This window comes from Streptomyces sp. NPDC026515 (genome assembly GCF_055567595.1).
Map to the genome: position 1 here is coordinate 44,872 of NZ_JBVHQD010000014.1, position 26,540 is coordinate 71,411.

Annotated in this window: 19 protein-coding genes and 1 other RNA gene; 9 read left to right on the forward strand and 11 right to left on the reverse strand. The window is 71.3% G+C overall.

The annotated features are described in order from the left end of the window. Positions 1-12: 12 nt before the first annotated feature. The 5 genes from ACZ4O3_RS27635 to ACZ4O3_RS27655 all read right to left on the reverse strand — a co-directional run bounded on the left by ACZ4O3_RS27635 (position 13) and on the right by ACZ4O3_RS27655 (position 9,903). On the reverse strand, positions 13-2,271 hold the full coding sequence (locus ACZ4O3_RS27635; RefSeq protein WP_467724774.1) for a bifunctional glycosyltransferase/CDP-glycerol:glycerophosphate glycerophosphotransferase: 2,259 nt from the start codon (positions 2,269-2,271) through the stop codon (positions 13-15). A gap of 150 nt (positions 2,272-2,421) precedes the next feature. After that, positions 2,422-3,261, reverse strand: a complete 840-nt coding sequence (locus ACZ4O3_RS27640; protein WP_467724775.1) for a carbohydrate ABC transporter permease — start codon at positions 3,259-3,261, stop codon at positions 2,422-2,424. Further along, the gene (locus tag ACZ4O3_RS27645; RefSeq protein ID WP_467724777.1) at positions 3,258-4,589 is read right to left on the reverse strand and encodes a carbohydrate ABC transporter permease; all 1,332 of its coding nucleotides are present in this window, start codon (positions 4,587-4,589) and stop codon (positions 3,258-3,260) included. The genes ACZ4O3_RS27640 and ACZ4O3_RS27645 overlap by 4 nt, the downstream gene beginning before the upstream one ends. Before the next feature lie 7 nt (positions 4,590-4,596). Then, complete coding sequence (locus ACZ4O3_RS27650) at positions 4,597-5,982, reverse strand: ABC transporter substrate-binding protein (protein ID WP_384988796.1); 1,386 nt, start codon at positions 5,980-5,982, stop codon at positions 4,597-4,599. A gap of 234 nt (positions 5,983-6,216) precedes the next feature. Beyond that, positions 6,217-9,903, reverse strand: coding sequence for an FHA domain-containing protein (locus ACZ4O3_RS27655; protein WP_467724779.1), 3,687 nt, complete (start codon positions 9,901-9,903; stop codon positions 6,217-6,219). Between the two features lie 416 nt (positions 9,904-10,319). Between ACZ4O3_RS27655 and ACZ4O3_RS27660 the strand changes: the two genes are divergently transcribed. The 4 genes from ACZ4O3_RS27660 (at position 10,320) to ACZ4O3_RS27675 (ending at position 15,610) form a co-directional block, all read left to right on the forward strand. Next, the gene (locus tag ACZ4O3_RS27660) at positions 10,320-12,023 is read left to right on the forward strand and encodes a serine/threonine-protein kinase (protein ID WP_467724781.1); all 1,704 of its coding nucleotides are present in this window, start codon (positions 10,320-10,322) and stop codon (positions 12,021-12,023) included. Between the two features lie 111 nt (positions 12,024-12,134). Beyond that, positions 12,135-13,361, forward strand: coding sequence for a serine/threonine-protein kinase (locus tag ACZ4O3_RS27665; protein ID WP_467724782.1), 1,227 nt, complete (start codon positions 12,135-12,137; stop codon positions 13,359-13,361). A gap of 192 nt (positions 13,362-13,553) precedes the next feature. Then, positions 13,554-14,660: a peptide chain release factor 2 gene (gene prfB, locus ACZ4O3_RS27670; protein ID WP_467724783.1), complete on the forward strand. Its 1,107-nt coding sequence runs from the start codon at positions 13,554-13,556 to the stop codon at positions 14,658-14,660. 326 nt (positions 14,661-14,986) lie between these two features. Continuing rightward, a complete protein-coding gene (locus ACZ4O3_RS27675; RefSeq protein ID WP_467724784.1) occupies positions 14,987-15,610 on the forward strand; it encodes a hypothetical protein in 624 nt (207 codons plus the stop codon). A 139-nt stretch (positions 15,611-15,749) separates the two neighbouring features. On the opposite strand, the gene ACZ4O3_RS27680 is transcribed toward ACZ4O3_RS27675, so the two are convergent. Then, complete coding sequence (locus ACZ4O3_RS27680; RefSeq protein WP_362722508.1) at positions 15,750-15,941, reverse strand: hypothetical protein; 192 nt, start codon at positions 15,939-15,941, stop codon at positions 15,750-15,752. Between the two features lie 247 nt (positions 15,942-16,188). On the opposite strand from ACZ4O3_RS27680, the gene ftsE reads away from it, so the two are divergent. The 5 genes from ftsE (at position 16,189) to ssrA (ending at position 20,185) form a co-directional block, all read left to right on the forward strand. Further along, positions 16,189-16,878, forward strand: a complete 690-nt coding sequence (ftsE, locus tag ACZ4O3_RS27685; protein ID WP_351322897.1) for a cell division ATP-binding protein FtsE — start codon at positions 16,189-16,191, stop codon at positions 16,876-16,878. A gap of 47 nt (positions 16,879-16,925) precedes the next feature. Beyond that, positions 16,926-17,843 carry a permease-like cell division protein FtsX gene (ftsX, locus tag ACZ4O3_RS27690; RefSeq protein WP_362722505.1) on the forward strand — a complete coding sequence of 306 codons (918 nt, stop codon included), beginning with the start codon at positions 16,926-16,928 and terminating at the stop codon, positions 17,841-17,843. A 68-nt stretch (positions 17,844-17,911) separates the two neighbouring features. Continuing rightward, positions 17,912-19,081, forward strand: coding sequence for a S41 family peptidase (locus ACZ4O3_RS27695; protein ID WP_467724785.1), 1,170 nt, complete (start codon positions 17,912-17,914; stop codon positions 19,079-19,081). A gap of 63 nt (positions 19,082-19,144) precedes the next feature. Further along, complete coding sequence (gene smpB, locus ACZ4O3_RS27700; protein WP_362722516.1) at positions 19,145-19,687, forward strand: SsrA-binding protein SmpB; 543 nt, start codon at positions 19,145-19,147, stop codon at positions 19,685-19,687. Between the two features lie 111 nt (positions 19,688-19,798). Beyond that, positions 19,799-20,185: a transfer-messenger RNA gene (gene ssrA, locus ACZ4O3_RS27705) on the forward strand. A gap of 78 nt (positions 20,186-20,263) precedes the next feature. Here ssrA and ACZ4O3_RS27710 read toward each other — a convergent pair. Genes ACZ4O3_RS27710 through ACZ4O3_RS27730 form a run of 5 tightly spaced genes read right to left on the reverse strand, consistent with a single transcriptional unit; the run spans position 20,264 to position 26,536 of the window. Beyond that, entirely contained in the window at positions 20,264-21,274 is a 1,011-nt protein-coding gene (locus tag ACZ4O3_RS27710; RefSeq protein WP_362722499.1) for a LacI family DNA-binding transcriptional regulator, read from the reverse strand. After that, complete coding sequence (yicI, locus tag ACZ4O3_RS27715) at positions 21,274-23,526, reverse strand: alpha-xylosidase (protein WP_467724787.1); 2,253 nt, start codon at positions 23,524-23,526, stop codon at positions 21,274-21,276. The genes ACZ4O3_RS27710 and yicI overlap by 1 nt, the downstream gene beginning before the upstream one ends. 11 nt (positions 23,527-23,537) lie before the next feature. Then, positions 23,538-24,359 (reverse strand): carbohydrate ABC transporter permease, encoded by an 822-nt coding sequence (locus ACZ4O3_RS27720; RefSeq protein ID WP_467724789.1) that lies wholly within the window; start codon positions 24,357-24,359, stop codon positions 23,538-23,540. Beyond that, positions 24,360-25,253, reverse strand: coding sequence for a carbohydrate ABC transporter permease (locus ACZ4O3_RS27725; RefSeq protein ID WP_467724791.1), 894 nt, complete (start codon positions 25,251-25,253; stop codon positions 24,360-24,362). Next, on the reverse strand, positions 25,250-26,536 hold the full coding sequence (locus ACZ4O3_RS27730; RefSeq protein ID WP_362719677.1) for an ABC transporter substrate-binding protein: 1,287 nt from the start codon (positions 26,534-26,536) through the stop codon (positions 25,250-25,252). The genes ACZ4O3_RS27725 and ACZ4O3_RS27730 overlap by 4 nt, the downstream gene beginning before the upstream one ends. Between the last annotated feature and the right edge of the window lie 4 nt (positions 26,537-26,540).

Consider the following 26,540-nt stretch of genomic DNA (forward strand, 5'->3'; position numbering starts at 1 on the left):
GGCAAACGGCGGTCAGCGGCTCTCGGTGACGGGCAGGTGGCCGGAAGGTTGCGGAACGGTGGCCGGTGGGTGGTCGTCCGGCTCCGGGGCCGCCGACGGAACGGGGTGCCGCTCGGCCAGCGGCACGACCTCCGGCAGCCCGGCCGTCTCGCCGAGCACCACATGCCGTACGACCCGCTCGGCGGCGCGTCCGTCGTCGTACCGGCAGAACCGCTCGCGGAACGCGGCGCGCAGCTGCGCGGAGCGGGAGCCGCTCCAGTGGCCGCCGGCGAAGATGTCGATCAGCTCGTCCTCGCTGCGGGCGACCGCGCCCGGCGGTGCGGAGGGCAGGTCGAAGTAGGTGCCGCGGGCCGCGTGGTAGGCGTCCCAGTCCTCGGTGTGCACGACGATCGGGCGGTCCAGGTTGGCGTAGTCGAACATGATCGACGAGTAGTCGGTGATCAGCGCGTCCGAGGCCAGGCAGAGGGACTCCACACTCGGGTGGCCGCTGACGTCGATCACCCGCGTCCCGGCCGGGAACGGGCCGCCGTGCCAGTAGTGGGCGCGGGCCAGGACCACGAAGCGCGGGCCGAGCCGGCGGACGATCCGGTCCAGGTCGAGCGCGGGGCGCTGGGTGCGCCGGTAGTCGCGGTGGGTGGGCGCGTACAGCAGCGCGACGGCGCCCTCGGGGACGCCGAGCGACTCGCGGATCCGGGTCACGTCGGCGGAAGTGGCCTGCTGGAAGACGTCGTTGCGGGGGTAGCCGTACTCGAGGGTGGTGTAGCCACCGGGGTAGACGCGCTCCCAGGTCAGGGTGGTGTGCCGGTTGGCGGACAGGAGGTAGTCCCACTTGTCCACGCCCCGCAGGAGCTCCTCGAAGTCCATGCCGGCGCCGGCCGCCGGACGTTCCTGGAGGTCGAGGCCCATGTGCTTGAGCGGGGTGCCGTGCTGGGTCTGCACGAACACCTGGCCGGCGCGTTTGCGCAGCCGCCGGTCGAAATTGACGTTGTTGACGAGGTACTTGGACCGGGCCAGGGCGGTCCAGTAGCCGAAGGTGCCCGGGCGCAGCCGGCGCGGGCCCGGCGGGACGGTGTGCTGGTGTTCGGGGCGGGCGATCCAGGCGGTGCGGATGTGCGGGGCGTGTCTGCGGAACGCGGCCTCCAGCGCGCCCGGGTTGCAGCTGTGGCCGCGGTTCCAGTAGGCGGCGAAGACCGCGCGATCGCGCAGCGGCAGACGCAGCTGGACCCGGTAGTGCAGCTGGAGGAGGGCCGAGCGCAGACCACGCGCGGACTTGACGGCGGCTTTGACCGTGCGGCGGCCCGCGGACTGCGCCAGCTGGAGGGCGCGGTAGGTGCGGTGCAGGCCGTGGTGGACGAGACCGTGGCGCAGCCGGGTCCGCATCGGCGGCGGGGTGCCCGCGGCCCGGTGGCGGCGGCAGTGGGCGCGGGCCCTGCGCAGGAACTCGGCGCGGGTGCCGCGGGGCAGCCGCTCCCGCCGGGTGAACACCGTCGAGAGGTGGTCGGTCATCCGCCGGAACAGCACCGGCCGCCAGTGGGCCAGTTCGGGCCGCTCCTCGATGAACGCGAAGACCCGGTCGTACTGGTCGAAGATGTCGAAGTGGCCGCGGCTGGCGGTGGAGAGGATGCTGCCCTGCCGCCGCTGCCGGTAGTGCACACAGACCCGGTCCAGGGTCGCGATCGTCCCGGCGGTCATCAGGACCGGGTAGGTCCAGGGGGTGTCCTCGTAGTAGCCGGGCGGGAAGGCGAAGCCGTGTTCGGCCACGAACTCCCGCCGGTACGCCTTGTTCCAGGCCACCATGAGGACGCGGAGGAGGCCTGGCCGGTCCTCCAGACGGAAGGGCGCCGGGCCCTGCTCGGTCAGGTGCGGCGCGGCCCTGTTGCGTTCCGCACGGCCCGTCCAGAAGGTCCGCGCGTAGTCGTGGACCAGCACGTCCGGCTCGCCGGTCTCCTTGAGCCGGTCGGCGATCGCCTGCAGCGCGTCGGGGGTGAGCGTGTCGTCGCTGTCCAGGAAGAGCAGGTAGTCGCCGCGCGCGAGCTCCATCCCGGCGTTGCGGGCACCGCCCAGGCCCCGGTTCGCCGGCAGGTGCACGGGGCGGACCCGCTCGTCGCGGGCCGCGTACTCGTCGATGATCGCGCCGCACGCGTCCGGTGAACGGTCGTCGACGGCGATCAGTTCCAGATCGGGATACGACTGCGAGAGCACCGAGTCCAGGCACTCGGACAGATACGCCTGGACCTTGTACGCGGGGACAATGACACTGAACCTGGGCAAGGGGGCATCCATCGGTCGGCGCGGGCGTTCTGCCCGGGAACGGCCAATGGAGTGATTCGGTTACGGTTCGCTACGGCATCCGGGTCACGTTCGGTGAACGGCGAAGGGCGAGCCGGTGACCGGCTCGCCCTTTCCGGTGTGCCTCGGGGGTTATTTGACCGCGCCCGCCATCACTCCCGTGACGAACTGGCGCTGGAACGCGAAGAACACCGCCAGCGGGATCACCATCGAGATGAAGGCGCCGGGCGCGAGCACGTCGACGTTGTTGCCGAACTGGCGGACCTGGGTCTGGAGCGCCACCGTGATCGGCTGGGTGCCCGACTTGGTGAACACCAGCGCGACCAGCATGTCGTTCCACACCCACAGGAACTGGAAGATGCCCAGGCTCGCGATCGCGGGCCCGCCCAGCGGCATCACCACCCGGGTGAACAGGCGCAGTTCACCGGCGCCGTCGAGGCGGGCCGCCTCCAGCAGCTCCCGCGGGATCTCCGCGAAGAAGTTCCGCAGCAGGAACACCGCGAACGGCAGACCGAAGCCGACATGGAAGAGGACCACCCCGAGGATCGTCCCGAACAGGCCGATCCTGCCGAAGAGTTCGGCGATCGGGATCAGCGCGACCTGGACGGGCACCACCAGCAGGCTGACCACGATCAGGAACCACCAGTCCCGGCCGGGGAACTCCATCCACGCGAACGCGTACCCGGCCAGCGCCCCGATGATCACGACCAGGACGGTCGCGGGGACGGTGATCAGGACCGTGTTCCACAGCGAGTGGGTGATGTCGCCGTTCTCCAGCAGGTTCTGGTAGCTGTCGAAGGTGAGCTGGGACGGCTTGGTGAACACCTGCCACCAGCCGCTCGCGCTCATGTCCTCCGGGGAACGCAGCGAGGAGGCGAGCAGCCCGATCGTCGGAACCAGCCAGAACAGCGCGACGACGATCAGGAAGACCCGGACCAGACCGCCGTTGATCTTCTCCAGCAGCCAGCTCATCGCCGCTCCTCCCGCCGCAGCCGACGTACGTTGAACCACATCACCGGGATGACCAGGAGCAGCAGGAACACCGCGATCGCGCTCGCGATGCCCGGCTGGCCCTCCGAGAAGCCCTTGCGGTACAGCTCCAGGGCGAGCACGTTCGCGTCGTCCTGCGAGGAGCCCGGCGCGATGATGTACACGAGGTCGAAGACCTTCAGCACGTTGATCATCAGGGTCACGGTGACCACCGCGAGGACCGGTGCGAGGAGCGGCACGGTGACCTTGCGGAACACCTGCCACTCGGTCGCCCCGTCGACCCGCGCCGCTTCGAGCAGCTCCCGGGGCACGCCCGCGAGCCCGGCCGCGATCAGCACCATCGCGAAGCCCGCCCACATCCAGATGTACGACCCGATGATGGCGGGCGTGACCAGGGACGGGCCGAGCCAGTCGACCCCGTTGTAGGGCTGCTTGAAATTGCTCGCGGGCAGCCGCAGCAGGGCTCCGTCGGCGGTGGCGGGCAGCGTGAAGGTGCCGTCGGCGGCGGCCTTGGCCGAGGCCACCACCTTGCCGTCCTTCACCGCCTCGACCCGCATCCCGTCGTAGCCGAGCTCGGACGGGTCGGGGGCGCCGAGCCGGCCGACGCCCTTGCCGCGGGTGAAGTCCTGCCAGGTGGCGCCGGTGATCTTCCCGGGATCGGGCTTCGCCGCCGCGGCCTTCTTCGCGCCGTCGGGCATCTGGTCGGGGGCGACGCCGACCAGGGGCAGGGTGACGGCCTGTCCGGTGTGGACGGCCGCCGTGGTGACGAAGCCGCCCTGGTCCGGCTTGAGCGGCGACTCGCGGCCCGGGTGGGCGTTCGGGAACGCCGAGGACTGGGCGAAGGTGTCGTGGACGCCGACCCAGACCGCGTTGGCGACGCCCTTGGACGGGTCCTGGTCGTAGACGAGCCGGAAGATGATCCCGGCGGCCAGCATCGAGATCGCCATCGGCATGAAGACGACCAGCTTGAACGCCGTGCCCCAGCGGATCTTCTCGGTCAGCACCGCGAAGATCAGACCGAGGGCGGTGGAGACCGTCGGCGCGAACACCACCCAGATGATGTTGTTCTTCAGGGCGGTGCGGATGCCGTCGTCCGTGAAGATCGCCCTGTAGTTGTCGAAGCCGGCGAATCCGTCGCCGTTGGCGTTGTAGAAGCTGCGGATCAGCGAGTACCCGATCGGGTAGACCACGAGCGCGCCGAGCAGTACCAGGGCGGGGAGCAGGAAGAGGACCGCCACCGTCCTGCGGGTGCCGGTCACGCTCTTGCGGCGGCCCGGTGGGGCGGGGGCCGTCGTAGCGGGTGCGGCCATCGCCGGGTCAGCTTCCGCTGCCGTAGGCGGCCGCAGCGTCCTTCTCCAGCTTCGCCTGGGTGCCCGCGACGTCCTTCGGGTTCTTCAGGAAGTCCTGGAGGTCCTTCCACTCGCCCTTGCCCGGAGTGCCGCCGAACGCCTGCGGGGCCTGGTCGGACATGTCGAAGCGGAAGTCGTCACCGGACGCGATCAGGGCCTTGGCGATGGTGCGCTGCACCTCGTTCGGGTACGCCGAGTTCGGCACGCTCTTGTTCGGGGAGAGATATCCGCCGAGCTTCGCCTGGATCGTCGCCGCGTCCGGGGAGGCCAGGAAGGCCGCCAGGGCCTGGGCCCCCTTGGAGTCCTTGAAGATGACGGCCGCGTCACCGCCGGAGACCACGGGTGCGGCGGAGCCGACCGCCGGGAACGGGAACACCTTGGCGCCCGTGCCCACCTTCGCCTTGGTCTCACCGATGTTGACCTGCACGAAGTCACCCTCGTAGACCATCCCGGCCTTCGGCTGGTCGCCGCCGGTGAAGGTCTGGGTGACCGAGGCCGGGAACTCCGTCTGCAGCGCGCCGTCCGCGCCGCCGGCGACATACCCCTTCTTGCCCCAGACCTGGGCGAGCGTGGTCAGGGCCTGCTTCACCGACGGGTCGGTCCACTTGATCTTGTGCTGGGCGAGCTGGTCGTACTTCTCCGGGCCCGCCTGGGAGAGGTAGACGTTCTCGAACCAGTCGGTCAGCGTCCAGCCGTCGGCGCCGCCGACCGAGAACGGCGTGACGCCCGAGTCGTACACCGTCTGCGCGGTCGTCAGCAGGTCCTGCCAGGTCTTGGGTTCCTTGGCGCCCGCGTTCTCGAAGACCGTGGTGTTGTACCAGATCAGCGACTTGTTGGCGGCCTTGTAGTAGACGCCGTACTGCTTGCCGCCGACCTTGCCGATGTCCTGCCAGCCCTGCGAGTAGTTCTTCTGCACTTCCTTGAGCGCGTCCGCGCCGAGCGGCTTCGCCCAGCCCTTCTGCACGGCCTGTTTGATCGCCCCGGGCTGCGGCAGCAGCGCGATGTCCGGCGGCTGACCGCCCGCGATCTTCGAGCCGAGGAAGTTGATGATCGGGTCCTGGGCGGGCACGAAGGTGACCTTCGCGCCGGTGCGCTTCTCGAACTCCGCCAGCACCTGCTTGAAGTTCTTCTGCTCCTGCCCGGTCCAGACGGCGGCCACCTCCAGCGTGGTGCCGTCCAGTTTCGGCAGGGTGAGGGTGGAACCGGACGTACTGGCGCTGCTCTCCGAGCCGTTGTCGTCCTTCTTGCCGTCGTCGCTGCCTCCGCACGCGGTGAGCACGAGGGCTCCCGCCAGGAGTGCGGCGACCGCGGTGACGGCCCTGCCGGTCCCGATGGTGTTGCTCATGGCGCGCATCACTTCCCCGTTCGTCGTTCCTCGTTGAACGTCAGAACTCTGTCCCGTGCGCTCCGGTGTACGCGGGGGCCGCCCGTGCGGCAAGGGTGCCTACAGGTGAGGGCCGGGGATCGTGATCGCCTCGTGATCAGTGGGCCCCCGGGGAGGCCTTCGCCACGGGCTTTTGCCACGGGCCTTCGCCACGGGCCTTTGCTCCGCGGTGCCTCGCTCCGCGTGCCCCGCTCCGTGTCTTCGCTACAGGAGCGAGGGCACCTCCGCCGCCGAGACCTCTCTGGCCGCTCTCTCCACCGCGCTCGCCAGCAGGGCCAGGTCCGTCGGACCGTTGCCCAGTTCCCGGACCGGGCGGCGGGTCGGGGGGTCGCCCATGCGAGGCCAGTCGAGGGGGACGACCGTGGGGCGCTGGGTCGCCGTGCGGGGGATGCGGCCGGTGACGCGGCCCGCCTGGAACGCCGTGACCCGGCCGTCCGGTGTGGTCAGGCGGCCGCGGCCCGGGGCAGGTTCGTCGGGTCCCGCGGCCGGTGGGTCCAGGGTGACGCGCAGGGTGGCCCGCCGGGCCGGTTCCGTCTCCGCCGTACGGCCGCCCGCACCGGCCGCCGCGATCAGGTGGACGCCGAGCCGGTCGCCCTCCTTCGCCACCGCCTCCAGCGCCCGCATCACGGAACCGGCGGCCGGCCGGCCCGGTGAGCCGAGGGCGGGGGAGACCAGGGCGTCCAGATCGTCGACCACCACGACCAGGCGCGGCAACGGCGGTGGCGCCTCGGTGCGTTGCCGGCCCGCGGCTCCTGCCGACGGGCGCAGCCGGATCGTGGAGCTGGGCGGTGCCTCTATGTCGGCGGCGCCCGGCGCGGCGGGGCGGCCGCGCTGGGCGACGATACGGCCCGAGATCTCCCGCTGGGCGTGCCAGTCGGTGAAGTCGGAGCGGCCGAGGAGTTCGGCCCGCCGTTTCAGTTCGGCACTCAGCGACTGTGCCAACTCCCGCATCCGGACCGGGTCGTTGACGCAGAGGTAGGTGGTCACGTGCGGTATGTCGGTGCACACCCGCAGGCCCTCGCCGAGCCCCGCGCCGGCGCCGGTGCCGACGCCGTCGCGGCCGTCGATCAGGACGATCCCGAGCCGGTCGGGGCGCTCGGCGGCGGCCAGCGAGGCGACCGCCGCCCGCAGCAGCTCCGTACGGCCGCTGCCGGGCGGGCCCTCGACCAGCAGGTGCGGTCCCTCGGTCACCAGGTCGGCGCCGAGCGGGCCGCGCGGTCCGGCTCCCAGGACGGCCCGGGCCCGGCCGCCCAGCGACTCCGTGTCGTCGGCCGCGTCCGCCCAACGGGCCATCAGCGACGCCGGGGTGGCCCGCGCCAGCCCCAGCTCGTCCAGCAGCCGGGCGGACTGGGGCAGCGGGGCGGCCACCCGGGTGTGCCGGTCTTCTGCCGGGCCGTCGGGGCGGAGCGGGGCCAGCGCCCGCGCGAACCGCTCGGCCCAGGCGGGGGAGACCGCGTCCACCGCGGCCAGGGTGCCGGGGCCGAGAGGTCCGGCCGCGTCGGTGCGGGCCACCCGCAGCAGATGCAGTGCCGTCGCCACGTCCCCGCTGAGCAGGGCCACGGCACCGCACTCCCGGAACGTCGGCGTGACCGCGCACGCCGCCTGGTAGGTCTGGTCGACCGGCGAGGTGGGCGAGGTGGGCGCCGTCTCCGCCAGGCAGATCACATGCACTCCGGCGCGCGGTCCGGCGACCGTCAGCCGCGCCACCGCGTCACGCAGCGCGGAGCCGCCGGGATCGCCGTCCACGACGACGACCGTGTAGGGCCCCGGGAAACCCCTGCCGCGGTCGCCGGCGCCGAGGTCGTCGCGGGCCCAGGAGGGGCGGTGGGCGTCCTCGGCGGGCGCGGTGTCCGTGGCCGTACCGGCCAGGTCGGGGCGGTCGGACGGGGTGGCCGGCCGACGGGGCGCGGACAGGTCCTCCACCCTGCGGAGCAGTTCCTCCACGCGGGCGGCGGCCTGTTCGCGGTCGTAGGCGAGCAGGAGGCGACAGTCCTGGCCGTGCCCGGGACGCACGTGCGGGAGCCAGCCGAGCCAGGACCACTCGGCCGTGCGCTCCTCCAGGGGGCGGGCCCGGTCCGCGCTGATCAGCACGATCTCCAGCAGGTCGGGGGAGTGCAGCGCGGCGAGCTGGGCCAGTGCCGCGCGGGCGAGGCCGGCGAGGCGGGTGCGCGGGCCGGCGAGACCGAGGGCACCGGCCTCGCGCAGGTCGGCGGTGACCGGCACGGCGGGGAGCAGCCCCTGGCCCCCGGGCGCCGCGCGGTCCGCGGTGCCGAGCCGGACCGTGAGCGTCTCCGGGTGTCCGGGGCCGCGCTCCCAGAGACGGGGGCCGGGGCCGAGCGCGGTCAGCAGCAGGGCGGCGGGGTCCGGCCAGGTCTCGGGCTGGGCCGGGACACCGGCCGGCGCCGTGCCGCCGGCCCCGGTCGCGGGCTCCGCGTCAGCGGCCGGCAGGGGCTCACCGCGCCCGCCGGCCAGCCGCCGCGCCCAGGCTCCGAGCCCGCCGCGCCTGCGGGCGGTCTCGGGGAGGTCGGGGGCGTCGGTGCCGCGGAGGGGGGTGCCTTTGCGTCTCGCGGAGGGGGCGGGCTCGCCGGTGGGGTCGCCGTCCGGGGCGGGACGGTGGTCCGCTGCCGCCGGGTGACCGAGGGCGGCGGGACCGCTCCCGCCGCTGCGTGCGCCGGGGCCGCCGAGGGCCCCGGAGCGGCCGCCGTGGGTGTCGCCGGAACGTTGCACGGGGGCGGGCCGGCCCGTGCCGGTGAGGCGTTCCGTGGCGGTGGAGCCCTGTGGGCCGCCGGAGTGCCACGCGGGGGCGGAGCCGCCGCGCGGACCGGACGGTCCACCGTGCTGTCCGGCCGACGAGGTCGGCTCGTGCCGGACCCCGGCCACCGGAGATCCCTCGTCGAACCGGGCGTCGGCCCGCGGCCCGCCGCCCTGAGCGGTCCCGGCCGGCGGAACCCCGCCGCCCCGCTCGGCCTGCGGCGTGCCACCGCCCCGGCTCTCGATGCTCGGCGCCTCCCCCTGCGCGGGTACCACCGGCGGCTCCACCGGCCCGTGCTCCTGGCCCCCGGCCGCTCCGCCCGAGGCCGCCGCGCCGTAGGCGTGATGGGTGCGGCCCGCGGGGCCGGTGGCGGCCGTGGCCGCCCCGTGCGCGGAGCCCGCCGCACGGCCGGCGCCGGCTGCCGCGGGACCACCGCTGACGTCGTCGTCCGGGTCCGGGTCCGCGAGCAGCACCCGTACGCAGCCCTCCCCGTCCGGTGCCGTGCCCACCCGGGCTCCCGGTCCCCCGGACGGCGTAAGCCGCAGGGCCGATTCCCCGATGCGCAGAAGCGCTCCCGGGGCGAGCCTGACCGGGCGGTCGGTGATCCGGGTGCCGTCCAGTGCCGTGCCGTTGGTGGAGTGCAGGTCGGCGACCGAGACGTGGCCGTCGGCGCCGACCGTGACCGCGCAGTGCAGCCGGGAGACGTCCGGGTCGTCGAGCGGGACGTCGGCGTCGGCGGAGCGGCCGACGGTGATCTGGCCGCCGTGCAGCAGGTGCACCCCGCCCGCGTCCGGACCGGCGATCACATGCAGCTGGGCCGGCGCGTCGTCCAGCTCGGGATGCGGCTCGGGGGCGACGGGCGCGCCCAGGGACAGCACGGCGCCGTCGACCAGCGGGGGCTCGCCCAGGATCCGGCGGCGGGCGTCCAGCCGCTCCGTCCCCGCGTACAGCACGACCGGGGCTCCGCTGGTCTCCCGGCCGCCCGGACCGCCGTCACCGGTGACCGCCGAGGCCAGTGCGGAGGCCACCGCCGCGAGATCCGTGCCCACGGGCGCCGTCACCAGCACGTCCCGGCTCAGGATCCGGCCCCGCTGCGCGGCAGGGCCCAGCGGTTCTACGACGGTCAGCCGGATCTGCATCGCCGTCAGCGGTCCCTTCTGCGCGGGCGCGGAATTCCCCCCACCGCCACGCGCACGTCGGCCAGTTCTGCTGTCGCACGCATCCTCGCACCTGCCACTGACAACGCGCCCACGCCCCGATGGTAAGTGATCTTGATTGGTCAGCTCTGCCCCCAAAAGTGCCTGACCAATACCGTGCCGACGATCACTTGAGATCGGTCACGTCCGGACCCGGCAACCGACGGACCGAAGTGAGCGTCTTTCCCTCGAACAAGTGCGGGAACGCCAACGTATGGGCATACGTGCGGAACACCTGCCGGCCGCCTGCCGGGCAGGGGAGAGCAGAGCCGGACGACAGCCGGTGTCGGGGACCACGGCACTACAGTGGGTGGGACACAAGAACCGGACACACCAGCAAGCAGCAGGGAGCGGATGACGTGCGGCCGGTAGGCAGCAAGTACCTCCTGGAGGAGCCGCTCGGACGCGGCGCCACCGGTACCGTCTGGCGTGCCCGCCAGCGGGAGACCGCGGGCGCCGAGGCGGCCGTGCCCGGCCAGCCCGGGGAGACCGTCGCGATCAAGGTCCTCAAGGAAGAGCTCGCGAGCGACCCCGACATCGTGATGCGGTTCCTGCGGGAGCGCTCCGTGCTGCTCCGGCTGACCCACCCGAACATCGTCCGGGTCCGTGACCTGGTCGTCGAGGGCGATCTGCTGGCCCTGGTCATGGACCTCGTCGAGGGCCCCGACCTGCATCGCTACCTGCGCGAGAACGGCCCGTTCTCGCCGGTCGCCGCCGCACTGCTGACCGCCCAGATCGCCGACGCCCTCGCCGCCAGCCACGCCGACGGCGTCGTGCACCGCGACCTGAAGCCCGCCAACGTGCTGCTCCAGCAGTACAACGGCCAGATGCACCCGCTGCTGACCGACTTCGGCATCGCCCGGCTCGCCGACTCCCCGGGGCTGACCCGCACCCACGAGTTCGTCGGCACGCCCGCGTACGTGGCGCCGGAGTCCGCGGAGGGGCGCCCGCAGACCTCGGCCGTCGACGTCTACGGCGCCGGCATCCTGCTGTACGAGCTGGTCACCGGCCGCCCGCCGTTCTCCGGCGGCAGCGCCCTCGAAGTCCTCCACCAGCACCTCAGCGCCGAGCCGCGCCGCCCGTCCACCGTTCCCGACCCGCTGTGGACGGTCATAGAGCGCTGCCTGCGCAAGAACCCCGACGACCGGCCCAGCGCCGAGAACCTCGCCCGCGGCCTGCGCGTCGTAGCCGAGGGCGTCGGCGTGCACGCGAACTCCGCGCAGATCGCCGCCGCCGAGGGGGTGGGCGCGCTGCTGGCCCCCGACCCGGCGCCCACCGCCGTACCGGGGTCGGCCGACCCCACGCAGGTGCTGCCGAACACCGGCGCGCCCGCCGGAACGTACGACCCGAACGCGGTGACCAGCTTCCTCCCGCACACCGGCGGCCCGACGGGCGCCGCCGACCCGACCGCCGTGCTGCCGAACACCGGCGCCGCGGACCCGACGGCCGTCATGCCCCAGGGGCAGCCCGGCCAGCAGCAGCCGGAGCAGCCGCACCCCTGGCAGACCCAGCTCCGCGCGGCCCGCGACCGCAACGAGCAGACGCAGGTCCAGTACCTCGACCCGAACGAGGACCCGCTGCGCCGCCGTCCGCAGCGCCAGGTGGCCCGGCCGCAGCAGCAGCCGCCCCGCCAGGCCCCGCAGCAGCAGCCGGTACGGCGGCCGCAGCCGCGCGGGCAGCAGGGTGGCGGATACGGCCAGCAGCAGGGCGGGTACGGCCAGCAGCCCGCCGGGTACGGGCACCAGCCGCAGCAGTACGCGCCGCAGCAGCAACCCCAGCGACCGCAGCAGCGCTATGCGCCGCCCCCGGCCGCCCCCGCCGAGCCGCAGCGGGCCGCACGCGAGCCGCGGCAGCGCGGTGCCAACCCGATGAAGATCCCCGGGCTCGGCTGTCTCAAGGGCTGCCTGTTCATGATCGTCGTCCTGTTCGTCGCGGGCTGGCTGATCTGGGACCTGACCCCGCTGCACACATGGGTGGGTGAAGGCAGGGGTTACTGGAGCCAGCTGAAGGACTGGTCGAAGTCGGTCGGTGACTTCTTCGACAGCGTGGGCGGCGGCAACTGACCGCGAGTTTGGGTATTTGTCGACACCCGGCGGGTGATTTCCGCCTCCCTGGTGAAGGTTGGCTCCTCGGACGCGTACTTTTGTCGGCAACACGCGTCTGTAGGAGCAGCCTTGGCACGGAAGATCGGCAGCCGGTACACCGCCAACCAGATCCTGGGGCGGGGCAGCGCCGGCACGGTGTGGCTGGGCGAGGGGCCGGAAGGGCCCGTCGCCATCAAGCTGCTGCGCGAGGATCTCGCGTCCGACGAGGAGCTGGTGGGCCGCTTCGTACAGGAGCGCACGGCCCTCCTGGGCCTTGAGCACCCCAACGTGGTGTCCGTCCGCGACCTCGTCGTCGACGGCAACGACCTGGCACTCGTGATGGACCTGGTCCGCGGCACCGACCTGCGCACCCGCCTGGAGCGGGAGCGGCGTCTGGCGCCCGAGGCCGCGGTGGCGATCGTCGCGGACGTCGCGGACGGGCTGGCGGCGGCGCACGCGGCCGGCGTGGTCCACCGGGACGTGAAGCCGGAGAACGTCCTGCTCGACATGCAGGGCCCGCTCGGCCCCGGCGGTGCCCACCCCGCCCTGCTGACCGACTTCGGCGTGGCGAAGCTGATCGACTCCCCTAAGCGGACCCGCGCCACGAAGATCATCGGCACCCCGGACTACCTGGCGCCGGAGATCGTCGAGGGCCTGCCGCCCCGCGCCTCGGTGGACATCTACGCCCTCGCGACGGTCCTGTACGAGCTGCTCGCGGGCTTCACCCCGTTCGGCGGCGGCCACCCCGGGGCGGTCCTGCGCCGGCACGTGACCGAGACCGTCGTGCCCCTCCCCGGCATCCCCGAGGAGCTCTGGCAGCTGCTCGTGCAGTGCCTGGCCAAGGCGCCCGCCTCCCGGCTGCGCGCCTCCGAGCTGGCCGCCCGGCTGCGGGAGCAGCTGCCGACGCTGGCGGGGATGCCGCCGCTGGACGTCGACGAGCCGGACACGGAGGCGTCGGAGGAGGCGGCCGAGGAGACCGCCGCCCCGGCCGCCGAGGAGCAGCGGGTACGGCGCCGGGGAGCCGTCTCCCTGGTGCCGGGCGCCAAGCCGGACTCCAACCGGGACACGCACACGTCGATGCGGGTGCCCGGGCCGGACGAGCTGGCGGGCGGCGCACGGGGCACCGCCAGGGCCCCGAGGGCGTCCGGGGCGCCGAGGCCCGGCTCGGCCCGGCACAAGGCGGCGGCCCGGCGGCGCCGGGTGACGCTGGGCGTGGCCGGGGTCGTACTGGCGGCCGCGGTGGGCGCCGGCACCTGGCTCGCCACCTCCGGCGACGACTCCCCGCCCCAGGACACCCACAGCACGTCGACCCCGTGACCGTCCCGGGACCTCCGGGCGCGCGTGGCAGGGGCGCGGGCCGGAGTACTCCGGGCGCCCGTCGGGGGCGCCCGGTTCCGTGTGGCAGGCATCGTTTTCGTCCGCTCCTCGCCTCGCCGGGGTCGGGCGGGGCGAGGCAGGGCGGCGGTGGGCGGGCGCTGTGTGCCTGGCGGAGCCGTTACGCTGGGAGGCGTGGCAGTCGTCGATGTATCCGAAGAGCTCAAGTCCCTCTCCTCGACCATGGAGTCGATCGAGGCCGTTCTGGACCTCGACAAGCTGAGGGCAGACATCGCCGTGCTCGAGGAGCAGGCGGCCGCGCCGTCCCTGTGGGACAACCCGGACGAGGCGCAGAAGATCACCAGCAAGCTCTCCCACCTCCAGGCCGAGGTCAGGAAGGCGGAGGCGCTGCGCGGGCGGATCGACGATCTCGCGGTGCTCTTCGAGATGGCCGAGGAGGAGGACGACCCGGACACCCGTGCCGAGGCCGACTCCGAGCTCGCCGCCGTCCGGAAGGCGCTCGACGAGATGGAGGTGCGGACGCTGCTCAGCGGGGAGTACGACTCCCGCGAGGCGCTCGTGAACATCCGTGCGGAAGCGGGTGGCGTCGACGCCGCGGACTTCGCCGAGAAGCTGCAGCGGATGTACCTGCGCTGGGCGGAGCAGAAGGGCTACAAGACCGAGGTCTACGAGACGTCGTACGCGGAAGAGGCCGGCATCAAGTCGACCACCTTCGCCGTGCAGGTGCCGTACGCCTACGGGACGCTCTCGGTCGAGCAGGGCACCCACCGCCTGGTGCGGATCTCGCCCTACGACAACCAGGGGCGCCGCCAGACCTCCTTCGCGGGCGTGGAAGTCCTCCCCGTCGTCGAGACGACCGACCACATCGAGATCGACGAGTCCGAGCTGCGGGTGGACGTGTACCGGTCCTCCGGGCCCGGCGGGCAGGGCGTCAACACCACCGACTCCGCGGTACGCCTCACGCACATCCCCACCGGCATCGTCGTCTCCTGCCAGAACGAGCGGTCGCAGATCCAGAACAAGGCGACCGCGATGAACGTCCTCCAGGCCAAGCTTCTGGAGCGGCGCAGGCAGGAGGAACAGGCCAGGATGGACGCCCTCAAGGGCGACGGCGGCAACTCCTGGGGCAACCAGATGCGTTCGTACGTCCTGCACCCGTACCAGATGGTCAAGGACCTGCGTACGGAGTTCGAGGTCGGCAACCCCGAGGCCGTCTTCAACGGCGAGATCGACGGCTTCCTGGAGGCCGGAATTCGCTGGCGCAAGCAGCAGGAGAAGTAACTTTGTCGACTTGCCCATGGTGAGTCGGCCGATTCGGCAACTGCCGCCCCAGGGGCGGCAGTTGCCGTGTATCCGGGCCGTGCCAGGGGTGTCGCCAAGATTTACATCACACTCACAGGCTTCAACTCCCCGCATTCGGCGCGCAACTGGACATCGCGCCCGCAACGGCCTTGACGTTGCTTTGAAAAATGGGAAGGGTGAAGCGTGGCATGCGTATCTCTGGGGCGCATGAGAACCGGGGGGCTTGCGCATCCGCAGCTACCTCCGTAGAGCACACAGCCCCAGCGCGGCCGACCTGACATTCAGCTACTGGGGGTAGCAACCAGATGACCAAGAAGACACGGATCCGGGTCGCGCGGATAGCCGCCTGCGCCGTGATCGCCGCCGGCGCCTCGCTGACCGCGGCCGGCGCGGCCTCCGCCCTCTCCATCGGCGTCGAGGCCAACCAGGACGGCGTTACCGCCACCGTCAACACCGCCGACGACCCGACCGAGATCCCGACCGGCCCGGCCACCAGCGAGCCGCCCACGAGTGAGCCGCCCACGAGCGAGCCGCCCACCAGCGAGCCGCCCGTGAGCGAGCCGCCGTCCGAGTCCTCCGAGCCCTCGGACGAGCCCACCCAGCCCACCGACGAGCCCACCGAGCCGACGGAGGAGCCGAGCGACAACCCGACCGACGGCAGCGGCACGGGCAGCAACGGCGGCGGCAACAACACCGGCACCGACGGCAACTCCGGCACCTCCGCTCAGGAGGAGGGCTCCTCCTCCCTGACCGACACCGGTTCGGACACCACGAACACCCAGGCCCAGGGTGGCGGCGACCAGCTCGCCGAGACCGGTGCCGCGCAGACCGGCTTCCTGATCGCCGGTGCCGCCACGATGATCGCCGGCGGTATCGGCTTCCGCATCCTGCCGCGCCTCATGGGCGGCCGCGGCGGCGCCGCGGCCTGACGGTAGCCGGGCGCTCACGGAGCGCCCGTCACGTAGGGCGAAGGGCCCGGAGCGGTTGCTCCGGGCCCTTCGATCGCTTGTCGTGCGCTTCCGCGGGGCGCTGTGGTGCGCCTTGCCGCGCGCGGCGTCGTGATGTCCGCTACGCGGTCTGGTGCGCGAGCAGTGCCACCGCGGCGATCAGCACCGCCAGCAGTCCGATCAGCGCCATCGGGTTCAGTCCGCCCAGGAAGTTCTCCTGCTGCAGGCGCTGGCGGTTGGCGCGGCACACGGGGCACCGGCCTTCGCTCACGGGCGCCGCGCAGTTCGCGCACACCAACCGGTCGTACGTCATGCGCTCGCCCTCCTTGCACCGGCCATTACCTACACAACGCTCAGCGGAACTAGAACGTTCCCCCTCCACTGTGCCAGGTTCCTCCGGAAAGGGCGCGGCCGTCCGCGGACCTCGCCCCGGCGTTCCGGAAAGATTGCCCCGGAACAAAACCGCACAAGCCTCACCCAACCGTGACCGGAGCCTGCGCTTCCTCACCCGACTCGCGTATGGTCACGCTCATCTACCCCCGGCGACCCGTGGTGCATCCGTGATCCGATTCGACAACGTCTCCAAGGTCTACCCCAAGCAGACCCGCCCCGCACTCAGGGAAGTGTCCCTGGAAGTGGAGAAGGGCGAGTTCGTGTTCCTCGTGGGGTCCTCCGGCTCCGGAAAGTCCACCTTCCTGCGGCTGATCCTCCGCGAGGAGCGATGCAGCCACGGCCAGGTGCACGTGCTGGGCAAGGACCTCGCCCGTCTCTCCAACTGGAAGGTGCCGCAGATGCGCCGCCAGCTCGGGACGGTCTTCCAGGACTTCCGCCTGCTGCCCAACAAGACGGTCGCCGAGAACGTGGCCTTCGCCCAGGAGGTGATCGGCAAGTCCAAGGGCGAGATCCGCAAGTCCGTGCCCCAGGTGCTCGACCTCGTCGGGCTCGGCGGCAAGGAGGACCGGATGCCCGGCGAGCTGTCCGGTGGTGAGCAGCAGCGCGTGGCCATCGCGCGCGCCTTCGTGAACCGTCCCAAGCTGCTGATCGCGGACGAGCCCACGGGTAACCTCGACCCGCAGACCTCGGTCGGCATCATGAAGCTGCTCGACCGCATCAACCGCACCGGCACCACCGTGGTGATGGCCACCCACGACCAGAACATCGTGGACCAGATGCGCAAGCGCGTCATCGAGCTGGAGAAGGGCCTCCTCGTCCGCGACCAGGCCCGCGGCGTCTACGGCTACCAGCACTGACCGCCCCCGACCCCGCAGACGTCCACGGAAAGGCATAACCCGACGCCATGCGCGCCCAGTTCGTACTGTCGGAGATCGGTGTCGGTCTCCGCCGCAATCTGACGATGACCTTCGCGGTCGTCGTCTCGGTCGCCCTGTCCCTGGCGCTCTTCGGTGGCTCGCTCCTGATGAGCGACCAGGTCAACACCATGAAGGGCTACTGGTACGACAAGGTCAACGTCTCGATCTTCCTCTGCAACAAGAGCGACGCCGAGTCCGACCCCAACTGCGCCAAGGGCGCGGTCACCGACGACCAGAGGAAGCAGATCCAGGCGGACCTCGGCAAGATGTCGGTGGTCGAGAAGGTCACCTACGAGTCGCAGGACCAGGCGTACAAGCACTACAAGGAGCAGTTCGGCGACTCTCCGCTGGCGGACTCCCTCACGCCGGACCAGATGCAGGAGTCGTACCGGATCAAGTTGAAGGACCCGCAGAAGTACCAGGTGGTCGCGACGGCGTTCGACGGCCGTGACGGCGTCCAGTCCGTCCAGGACCAGAAGGGCATCCTGGACAACCTCTTCGGCCTGCTCAACGGCATGAACTGGGCGGCCCGCATGGTCATGGCCCTGATGCTGGTGGTCGCCCTGATGCTGATCGTCAACACGGTGCGCGTCTCCGCGTTCAGCCGTAGGCGCGAGACCGGCATCATGCGCCTGGTCGGCGCCTCCGGCTTCTACATCCAGGCCCCGTTCATCGCGGAGGCCGCCGTCGCCGGCCTGATCGGCGGCACGGTCGCCTGCGGATTCCTGGTGGTCGCCCGCTACTTCATCATCGACCACGGCCTGGCCCTCTCCCAGAAGCTGAATCTGATCAACTTCATCGGCTGGGACGCGGTGTTGACCAAGCTCCCGCTCATCCTCGCAACAAGCCTTCTGATGCCCGCGCTTGCGGCGTTCTTCGCGTTGCGCAAGTACCTGAAGGTGTGACGCATGCCAAGAGGGTCGTACGGGCAAGCGTCCGTGCGGCCCTCTCGGCTTGTCCTAGACTCACCGGCATGTCAGGCCGAGAGCTGTTCTGCCAGCCCCGCCGGGTTCGCCGGGTGGCGGCTCTGACGTTGGTGTTCGCAGGGCTGCTGGTGACCGGGGCGGCCACCGGGGCGTTTCCCGATCCGGGCCAGGCCGAGCGGAAGACGCCGGGCGGAACCGCTCGCCCGGCCGCCGGCCACGACGATGTCGCGAAGGCCGCCGCCGAGGCGATGGCCGACGGCAAGTCGCCCATGGAGGCGGCGGAGCGGGCCGTGAGCCGCAGCGGGGACCGGTGGGCCGCGGTCTACTCCGAGGGTGAGTACCAGGAGTTCGAGGAAGCGCTCGACGGGCAGTACACCGGCGTCGGGCTGTGGGCCCGGCGGGAGCGGGACGGCCGGATCGAGGTGACCAAGGTGCAGGCCGGGTCGCCCGCCGCCACCGCCGGCATCAGGAAGGGCGACCGGCTGCGCAGGATCGACGGGTCGGACGTCGACGGGCGGCCCGTCACCGACGTCGTCTCGTTACTGCGCGGCGACGCCACCGACGCCCGCGTCGGTACGGCCGTCACGCTCGGCCTGGAACGCGGCACGCACGCGTGGACCGAGACCCTGCGCCGGGCACTGCTGTCCACCGACTCGGTGACCGTCCGCAAGCTGTCCGCCGGGATCACCGTCATCAGGATCTCCGCCTTCACCAAGGGCTCCGGGGAACTCGTCCGGGAGGCCGTCCGGCAGGCTCCCGCCGGCGCCGGGATCGTCCTCGACCTGCGCGGCAACTCCGGCGGCCTGGTCAGCGAGGCCGTCACCGCCGCCTCCGCCTTCCTCGACGGCGGCCTGGTCGCCACCTACGACGTGGACGGCTCGCAGCGCGCCCTGCACGCCGACGCCGGCGGCGACACCGCGAGACCCCTGGTCGCACTGGTCGACGGCGGCACGATGAGCGCGGCCGAGATGCTCACGGGCGCCCTCCAGGACCGCGGCCGCGCGGTCGTCCTCGGCTCCCGCACCTTCGGCAAGGGCTCCGTCCAGATGCCCACCCGGCTCCCCGACGGCTCGGTCGCCGAACTCACCGTCGGCCACTACCGGACCCCCTGCGGCCACACCGTCGACGGCCGGGGCATCACCCCCGACCTGGAGGTGTCCAGCGGGGCGCTGGAGCGGGCTGAGACGGTCCTCAGCGGCCTCGGCGACCCGTCGTAGCCAAATCCGCTTCCCTCGCACCCCCTCCGTGGTGCGAAAATGGAGAGCACTATGGCCAAGGGAATGTACGTACCGAAAGAGTCCCAGCAGAAGCAGCAGGGGACGGCCGCCAAAGCCAGGGACGGCGAGAAGGGCGGCAAGCGCAAGATCGTCGCGCAGAACAAGAAGGCGCGGCACGACTACGCGATCATCGACACCTACGAGGCCGGCATCGTGCTGTCCGGCACCGAGGTGAAGTCGCTGCGTCAGGGCCGCACCTCACTGACCGACGGCTTCGTGCAGATCGACGGGAACGAGGCGTGGCTGCACAACGCCCACATCCCTGAGTACAGCCAGGGCACCTGGACCAACCACTCGGTGCGCCGCAAGCGCAAGCTGCTGCTGCACCGGGAGGAGATCGACAAGCTGGAGTCCAAGTCCCAGGAGACGGGCCACACGATCGTGCCGCTCGCCATCTACTTCAAGGACGGCCGGGCCAAGGCGGAGATCGCGCTCGCCCGGGGCAAGAAGGAGTACGACAAGCGGCAGACCCTGCGCGCGCAGCAGGACCGGCGGGAGTCGGACCGGGCGATCGCGGCGGCGAAGCGGAAGCAGCGGGGCGCGTAGGGCGGGACACCGCCGGAATACGGTGGCCACGTCGCTCGTTGTTCACGTACGATGGCACTGCACCTCACAGCAGGTGCGCACCCTCCCCGGAGGGGTTTGAAAACACAACATGGGGATGATCGGTTTCGACAGCGGCTGTCGAAGCAGGGGAAGCGTGTCGAGGAAGCGACAATGATCTCGTTAACCATATGTCGCAACCAATAATCGCCAATTCCAAGAGCGATTCCCGCGCCTTCGCCCTCGCTGCCTAATAAGCAGTGAGTGAAGGCCCTAACGGGTGTCAGACCGGGGATGTTCCCGACCCGGACCCTGGCATAATCTAGGGGACTAAACCATTCGGCCCGGTCGCGGGGTCGAATGGGAAATCAAACAGTGACTGGGCCCGTCGGCGACTTGTTCGCGTGATTGCCGGGGCCGAGAAAATCACAGCGAACTGCACACGGAGAAGCCCTGATTCTGCACCGTTGGACGCGGGTTCGATTCCCGCCATCTCCACCAGTGCAGGCTTCGGTCTGCACAGGTCAACCCCTGTTGAACGGCGCCTTCCTTCGGGAAGGCGCCGTTTTTTTCGTGCCCTCAAGCCCGTCGGGGTGCGGTGCTCGTGCGGTTCGTCAGCCGGGGGGCGAGCAGGGTCGCATCCGGTACGTCCGGGTCGCCGTCGAGCTTGCGCATGAGTAACTCCGTCGCCCGTTCGCCCAGTTCGGCGGTGGGCAGGGTGACCGAGGTGACCGGGACACGGAGCCCGGCGGCGAGTTCGTCCGGGCAGATCGCGGTGACCGACAGATCGGCGGGGACCCGCAGGCCCAGCTGCTCGAAGGCGTCGATCAGCGGCTCCAGCACCGCCTCGTTGTGGACGACGACCCCCGTCAGCGCCGGCTCTTCCCGCAGCAGCCGCTCGGCGACCCGCCGGGCCGCCCCCGGCGTGGCCTCGCAGGGGTGGACGCGGGACGCCATCCCGTAGCGGTCGGCGGCGGCCGTGAAGCCCTGGACCACCCGCTGGGCGAACGCCGTCTCCCGGACGTACACCTCCGGCGGCGAGCCGACCAGCGCCACCACCCGGTGGCCGAGCTCCGCCAGCCGTTCCACGCACCGCTCACCGGCCGCCCGGAAGTCCAGGTCGACGCAGGTCAGCCCCTCGGCGGCGGCCGGGAAGCCGATCAGCACCGACGGCCGCTCCAGCTCGCGCAGCAGCGGCAGCCGGGAGTCGTGCAGCTGGACGTCCATCACGATCAGCGCGTCCACCAGGGCCGTGTCGGCGACCCGGCGCAGCCCCTCCTCTCCCTCCTCCTGGGTCAGGAGCAGCACGTCGTGGTCGTAGCGGCGGGCCGTCGTCACCACCGGCACCGCGAACTGCATGACGACCGGGACGTGGATGCCGGTGCGCAGCGGGATCACCAGGGCCAGCACGTTGGAGCGGCTGCTGGCCAGGGCGCGGGCGCCGGCGTGCGGGCGGTATCCCAGCTCGTGGATGGACGCCTCGATCCGGCGCCGGGTCTCCTCCGAGATCGGGCGCTTGCCGCTGAGCGCGTAGGACACCGTGCTGGGGGAGACACCGGCGTGCCGGGCCACGTCGGTGATCTTCACCATCAGCCCAGCTCCAGGGAGAGGAACCCGGTGCCGGCCGCCGCCCGCGCCGTCCGCTCCCCGGCCGCCAGCTGCCACGCCGCCGCCGGATCGCCGCACGAGGCCCGCAGGGTGTCCCCCTCGCGGACGACCGTGAAGACGACGTCCCCGACCGGGACCGTGACCCGGGCGCCGCGCGCCAGGCCGTACGCCCGCAGCGTGACCCCGTCCGCATGGTCGTAGTCCGGACGGTCCGCCACCGCGCCGACCGGGATCACCGCCCCCGGCCGCACCAGCAGCGGCACGCTCAGGAAGCCGTGCCGTTCACGCACCCAGCGCGGACCGGACACCGTCTCCCCGGTCGAAAAGCTCGTCCAGTCCCCCTCGGGAACGTAGTACGCGACCTCCCCCTCGTCGCTGAACACCGGCGCCACCAGCAGATCCGGGCCCAGCATGTACTGCCGTTCCAGATGGGCGCACCCGGGATCGTCCGGGAACTCCAGGACCATCGCCCGCATCATCGGCACACCCTCGGCGGCGGCGGTGCGCGCGGCCCCGTACAGGTAGGGCATCAGGCTCAGCTTCAGCCGGGTGAAGTGCCGCAGCACGTCGACCGACTCCTCGTCGAAGAGCCAGGGGACGCGGTAGGAGGAGCTGCCGTGCAGCCGGCTGTGGGAGGAGAGCAGCCCGAAGGCCAGCCAGCGCTTGAACAGGGCCGGCGAGGGCGTGCCCTCGAAGCCGCCGATGTCATGGCTCCAGTAGCCGAACCCGGACAGGCCGAGCGAGAGCCCGCCGCGCAGCGACTCGGCCATCGACTCGTAGGTGGCTTCGCAGTCGCCGCCCCAGTGCACGGGGAACTGCTGGCTCCCGGCCGTCGCCGACCGCGCGAAGACCACCGCCTCCCCCTCGCCCCGGTGCTTGCGCAGCACCTCGAAGACGGTGCGGTTGTAGAGGTGGGTGTAGTAGTTGTGCATCCGCTCCGGGTCCGAGCCGTCGGACCAGGCCACGTCCACCGGCACCCGCTCCCCGAAGTCGGTCTTGAAGCAGTCGACGCCCTGGTCGAGCACGGCCTCCAGCTTGGCCGCGTACCAGTCGCGGGCCGCCGGCGACGTGAAGTCCACCAGCGCCATCCCCGGCTGCCACAGATCCCACTGCCACACGCTCCCGTCCGGCCGCCGCAGCAGGTGTCCCAGCTCCCTGCCCTCGGCGAACAGCGGCGAGCGCTGCGCGATGTACGGATTGATCCACACGCACACCCGCAGCCCCCGCTCGTGCAGCCGCGTCAGCATCCCCTCCGGGTCCGGGAAGACCCGCGGGTCCCACCGGAAGTCGCACCAGTTGAACTCCCGCATCCAGAAGCAGTCGAAGTGGAACACGGAGAGCGGGAGTTCTCGCTCCCGCATGCCGTCGATGAAGGACGTCACCGTCTTCTCGTCGTACGACGTGGTGAAGGAGGTGGAGAGCCACAGGCCGAAGGACCAGGCGGGCGGGAGCGCCGGGCGGCCGGTGAGGGCGGTGTACCTGCGCAGGATGTCCTTCGGGGTCGGTCCGTGGATGACGTAGTACGTCAGCTGCTGGGACTCCACGCTGAACTGGACCCGGGAGACGGCCTCCGAGCCGACCTCGAAGGACACCTTTCCCGGGTGGTCGACGAAGACGCCGTACCCCGCGTCGGTCAGGTAGAAGGGGGTGTTCTTGTAGGCCTGTTCGGTGGCCGTGCCGCCGTCGGCGTTCCAGACGTCGACGACCTGCCCGTTCTTGACCAGCGGGCCGAAGCGTTCGCCGAGGCCGTACACGGAGGTTCCGACACCGAGGCCGAGCTGCTCGCGCAGGTAGTGGGCACCGGTCGTGGTGTCCCGCATGATCCCCATGCCCTTGGAGCCGCTGGAGGTGAGGGTGCGGCCCCCGGAGAGGAAGTCGAGTCGCCAGGGCGCGGTCCGGCGCACCCGCAGCGTCAGCGACCCGGAGGTCAGGGTCACGTACTCGTCGTCGTACGACACCTGCGAGGCGACGTCCGTCCTGCGCAGCTCGAACTGGGGGCCGCGTGGCCGCTCGCCCTCGAAGTGGGTGAAGGTGACGCCAATGACGTCGGGCATCGGGGTGTGCGCGCTGATCGTCACGACCGGTCCCCTCAGCAGGTCGCCGCGGTGCCGGATGGGCTGGGTCGGCGCGTGGATCTCCAGCGCGGAGTCCGCGGCGCTGACGTCGAGGACCTCGACCGGATGGGCCGCGGTGACGCCCTCCCGCAGCAGCCAGTAGCCGTCGGTGAACTTCACTCACGTACCTCCTACTTGACGGCGCCCACGGCGATGCCGCGGGTGAGCGTGCGCTGGAAGACGAGGAAGAAGACGATGGCCGGGAGGACGCCGAGCAGGGCGGCCGCGTTGGTCATCGTGGCGTCCATCAGGCGCTGGCCCTGGAGGACGCCGAGGGCGACGGACACCGTCTGGTTGTCGTTGGAGATCAGCATGACCAGCGGGAGCAGGAACTCGTTCCAGGTCCAGATGAAGAAGAAGACCAGGAGCACGCCGAGGGTCGGACGGCTGACGGGGACGACGATCCGGACCAGGATCTGCCACTTGTTCGCGCCGTCGATCCGGGCCGCCTCGACGATCTCGCGCGGGAACCGGCCGAGGACGGCGGAGAGCAGATACGTGCCGAACGCCGACTGGAGCACCGTGAACACGATGATCACGCTGAGCCTGGTGTCGTACAGACCCGCCTGCTTGCTCAGGTAGTAGAGCGGATAGACCAGCGCCTCCTGCGGCAGCATGTTGGCGAGGACGAAGAAGGCGAGCACCCAGGTGCGGCCCCGGACCCGGCCGATGCCGATCGCGTACGCGTTGAGGAGGGACAGGGCGGTGGCGAGCACGGCGACCGAGCCGCTGATGAGCACCGAGTTGACCAGCTTCCGGCTGTAGTCGACCCGCTGCCAGAAGTCCTCCAGGCCGTCCAGGTAGAGGCCGTGCGGGAGGCTCAGCGGCCCGTTCTGCGCGTACTCCGCCGGGGACTTGACCGCGTTCATCGTCACGATCAGGAACGGGACGATCATGAAGAGCGCGCCGAGGCAGAGGGCGAGGAGGACGGGGTAACGGCGTAGCGCGGTCATTCAGGGCTCTCCGTCCTCGGTGCGGTCCTGCAGCTTCAGACCGGTCAGGGCCAGGGCCAGGATGATCACCGTGAGGACCGTGGAGATCGCCGAGCCGTAGCCGACCTGGGTCTTCTCGAAGAACGTGGTGAAGGAGAAGTAGGAGGGCACGTCGGTGGCGCCGCCCGGGCCGCCCTTGGTCAGCACGTACACCGCGCCGAAGACCTTGAGCGCGGCGATCGTGCACCAGGTCAGGACGACGTACACCTCGGGCCCGAGCTGTGGCAGCGTGATGTGCCCGAAGCGCCGCCACCAGCCGGCGCCGTCCAGCTCGGCCGCCTCGTACAGCTGCGGGTCGACGCGTCCGAGCCCGGCCATGAAGACGACCAGCGGAAAGCCGATCTGCACCCAGACCAGCACGCCCATCACGGTGTAGAGGGCGAAGTCCGGGTCGCCGAGCCAGTCCCGCTGCCAGGAGCCGAGCCCGATCGCCTTCAGCAGTGCGTTGAGGGTGCCGTCGTCCGGGGCCAGGATCCAGCTCCATACGATGCCGGCCACCGCCACCGGCAGCACCTGGGGGAGGTAGAAGCAGGCGCGCAGGACGGCGGCGGTCCGGGTGCCGAAGTGCTTGCCGACGTAGTCGAACAGGGCGGCGGCCAGGACCAGTCCGAGGGCCGTCGGAAGCAGGGCCATCGCGACGACCATGAAGAGGCTGTGCCGGAAGGACGCCCAGAACTCGGAATCGTGCAGCAGCTCACGGTAGTTGGCGAGCCCCGACCAGTGCGGGCCGCCCACGCCCTGCCAGTCGGTGAAACCCGTGCCCGTGTTCATCAGGAACGGGATGACGACGACCGCGAGGAAGGCGAGGGCGCCGGGGAGGAGGAAGAGGGCGTAGGAGTCCCGGCGCACCCTCACTTGGTGCCCTTGTCGTACGCCGTCTGGAGGTTGCTCAGGTAGGCGTCCGGTTTCTCGCTCCCGGTGATCAGCTTCTGGGTCTCGGAGACGAGGGTGTCGTAGAAGCCGGCGACCGGCCAGTCCGGGTAGAAGGCGAGGCCGTCGCGGCCGGACAGGGTGTTGAAGTCGGCGATGAGCTGCTTGGACCTGGCGTCCGTGATCGCGCTCGGGTCGGCCGCGACCGGGACTCCGCCCTTGTTGCCGAGCAGGTTCTGGATCTTCTTCGACATGGTGATGTCGATGAAGTCGTAGGCGAGATCCTTGTTCTTCGAGTTCTTCGGGACCACCCAGAGGTTTCCGCCGGAGCCGAGGGTGAGGTCCGAGCCGGGCCACAGCAGGCTGCCCCAGTCGAACGAGGCCTCGGACTGGAAGCGGCCGTACCACCAGCTGCCGGAGAACAGGATCGGCGCCTTGCCCTGGATGAAGGAGACCCCGGCCTGCTCGGCGGTGGTACCGCTGGACGTCTTCGCGATGTATCCCTTCTTCACCCAGTCGGCGAAGGTGTCCGCGGCGTACGTCCAGGCGCTGTCATGGAAGTCGACCTTGCCCTGGTACAGCTCGTAGGCGTCGACCCACGAGCGGTCGGCCTTCGACAGGGCCAGCTGGTACAGGTACTGCTGGGCCAGGTACTCGGAGCCCGCGTTGGCGAGCGGGGTGACCTTGTGCGCGGCGAACTCGGCCATCGCCGCCGTCAGGTCGTCGAACGTCTTCGGCTCGGCGATCCCGTACTTCTCGAACAGGTCCTTGTTGTAGTAAACCATCGTGTACTCGGCGTAGTTGGGCACTCCGTACCAGTTGCCCGAGCCCATGACGCCGTCGGCGTCGTACTGGCTGGTGGTGCGCACGCCCGCGCTGAGCTTCTTGTCCCAGCCGCGCTTCGTCGCCTCGGCGGTCAGATCGGTGAGGAGTCCCTGCTTGGAGAGGAGTCCCGCCGTCGCGTTGCCCTTGTTGTACTCCATGATGTCGGGGGCGTCGGAGGAGTTCAGGACCATCTGCGCGGTCTTCTGGATCTGCTCGAAGCTCTTCTCCTCGTACTTCACCTTCACGTCCGGGTGGGACGCCTCGAACTCCTTGATGGCCTCGTTCCAGGCGACGCCCATCGCGCTGGTCGGGCCCTCGTAGTGCCACAGTCGCAGGGTCTTCCCGTCGGACGTGCTGCCGCCCGAGCCGCCGCAGGAGGCCAGCAGCAGTGATCCGGAGAGGATCACCGCCGCGGCCGCCGTCCGTCGTCGTGCCGTCGACATCCAG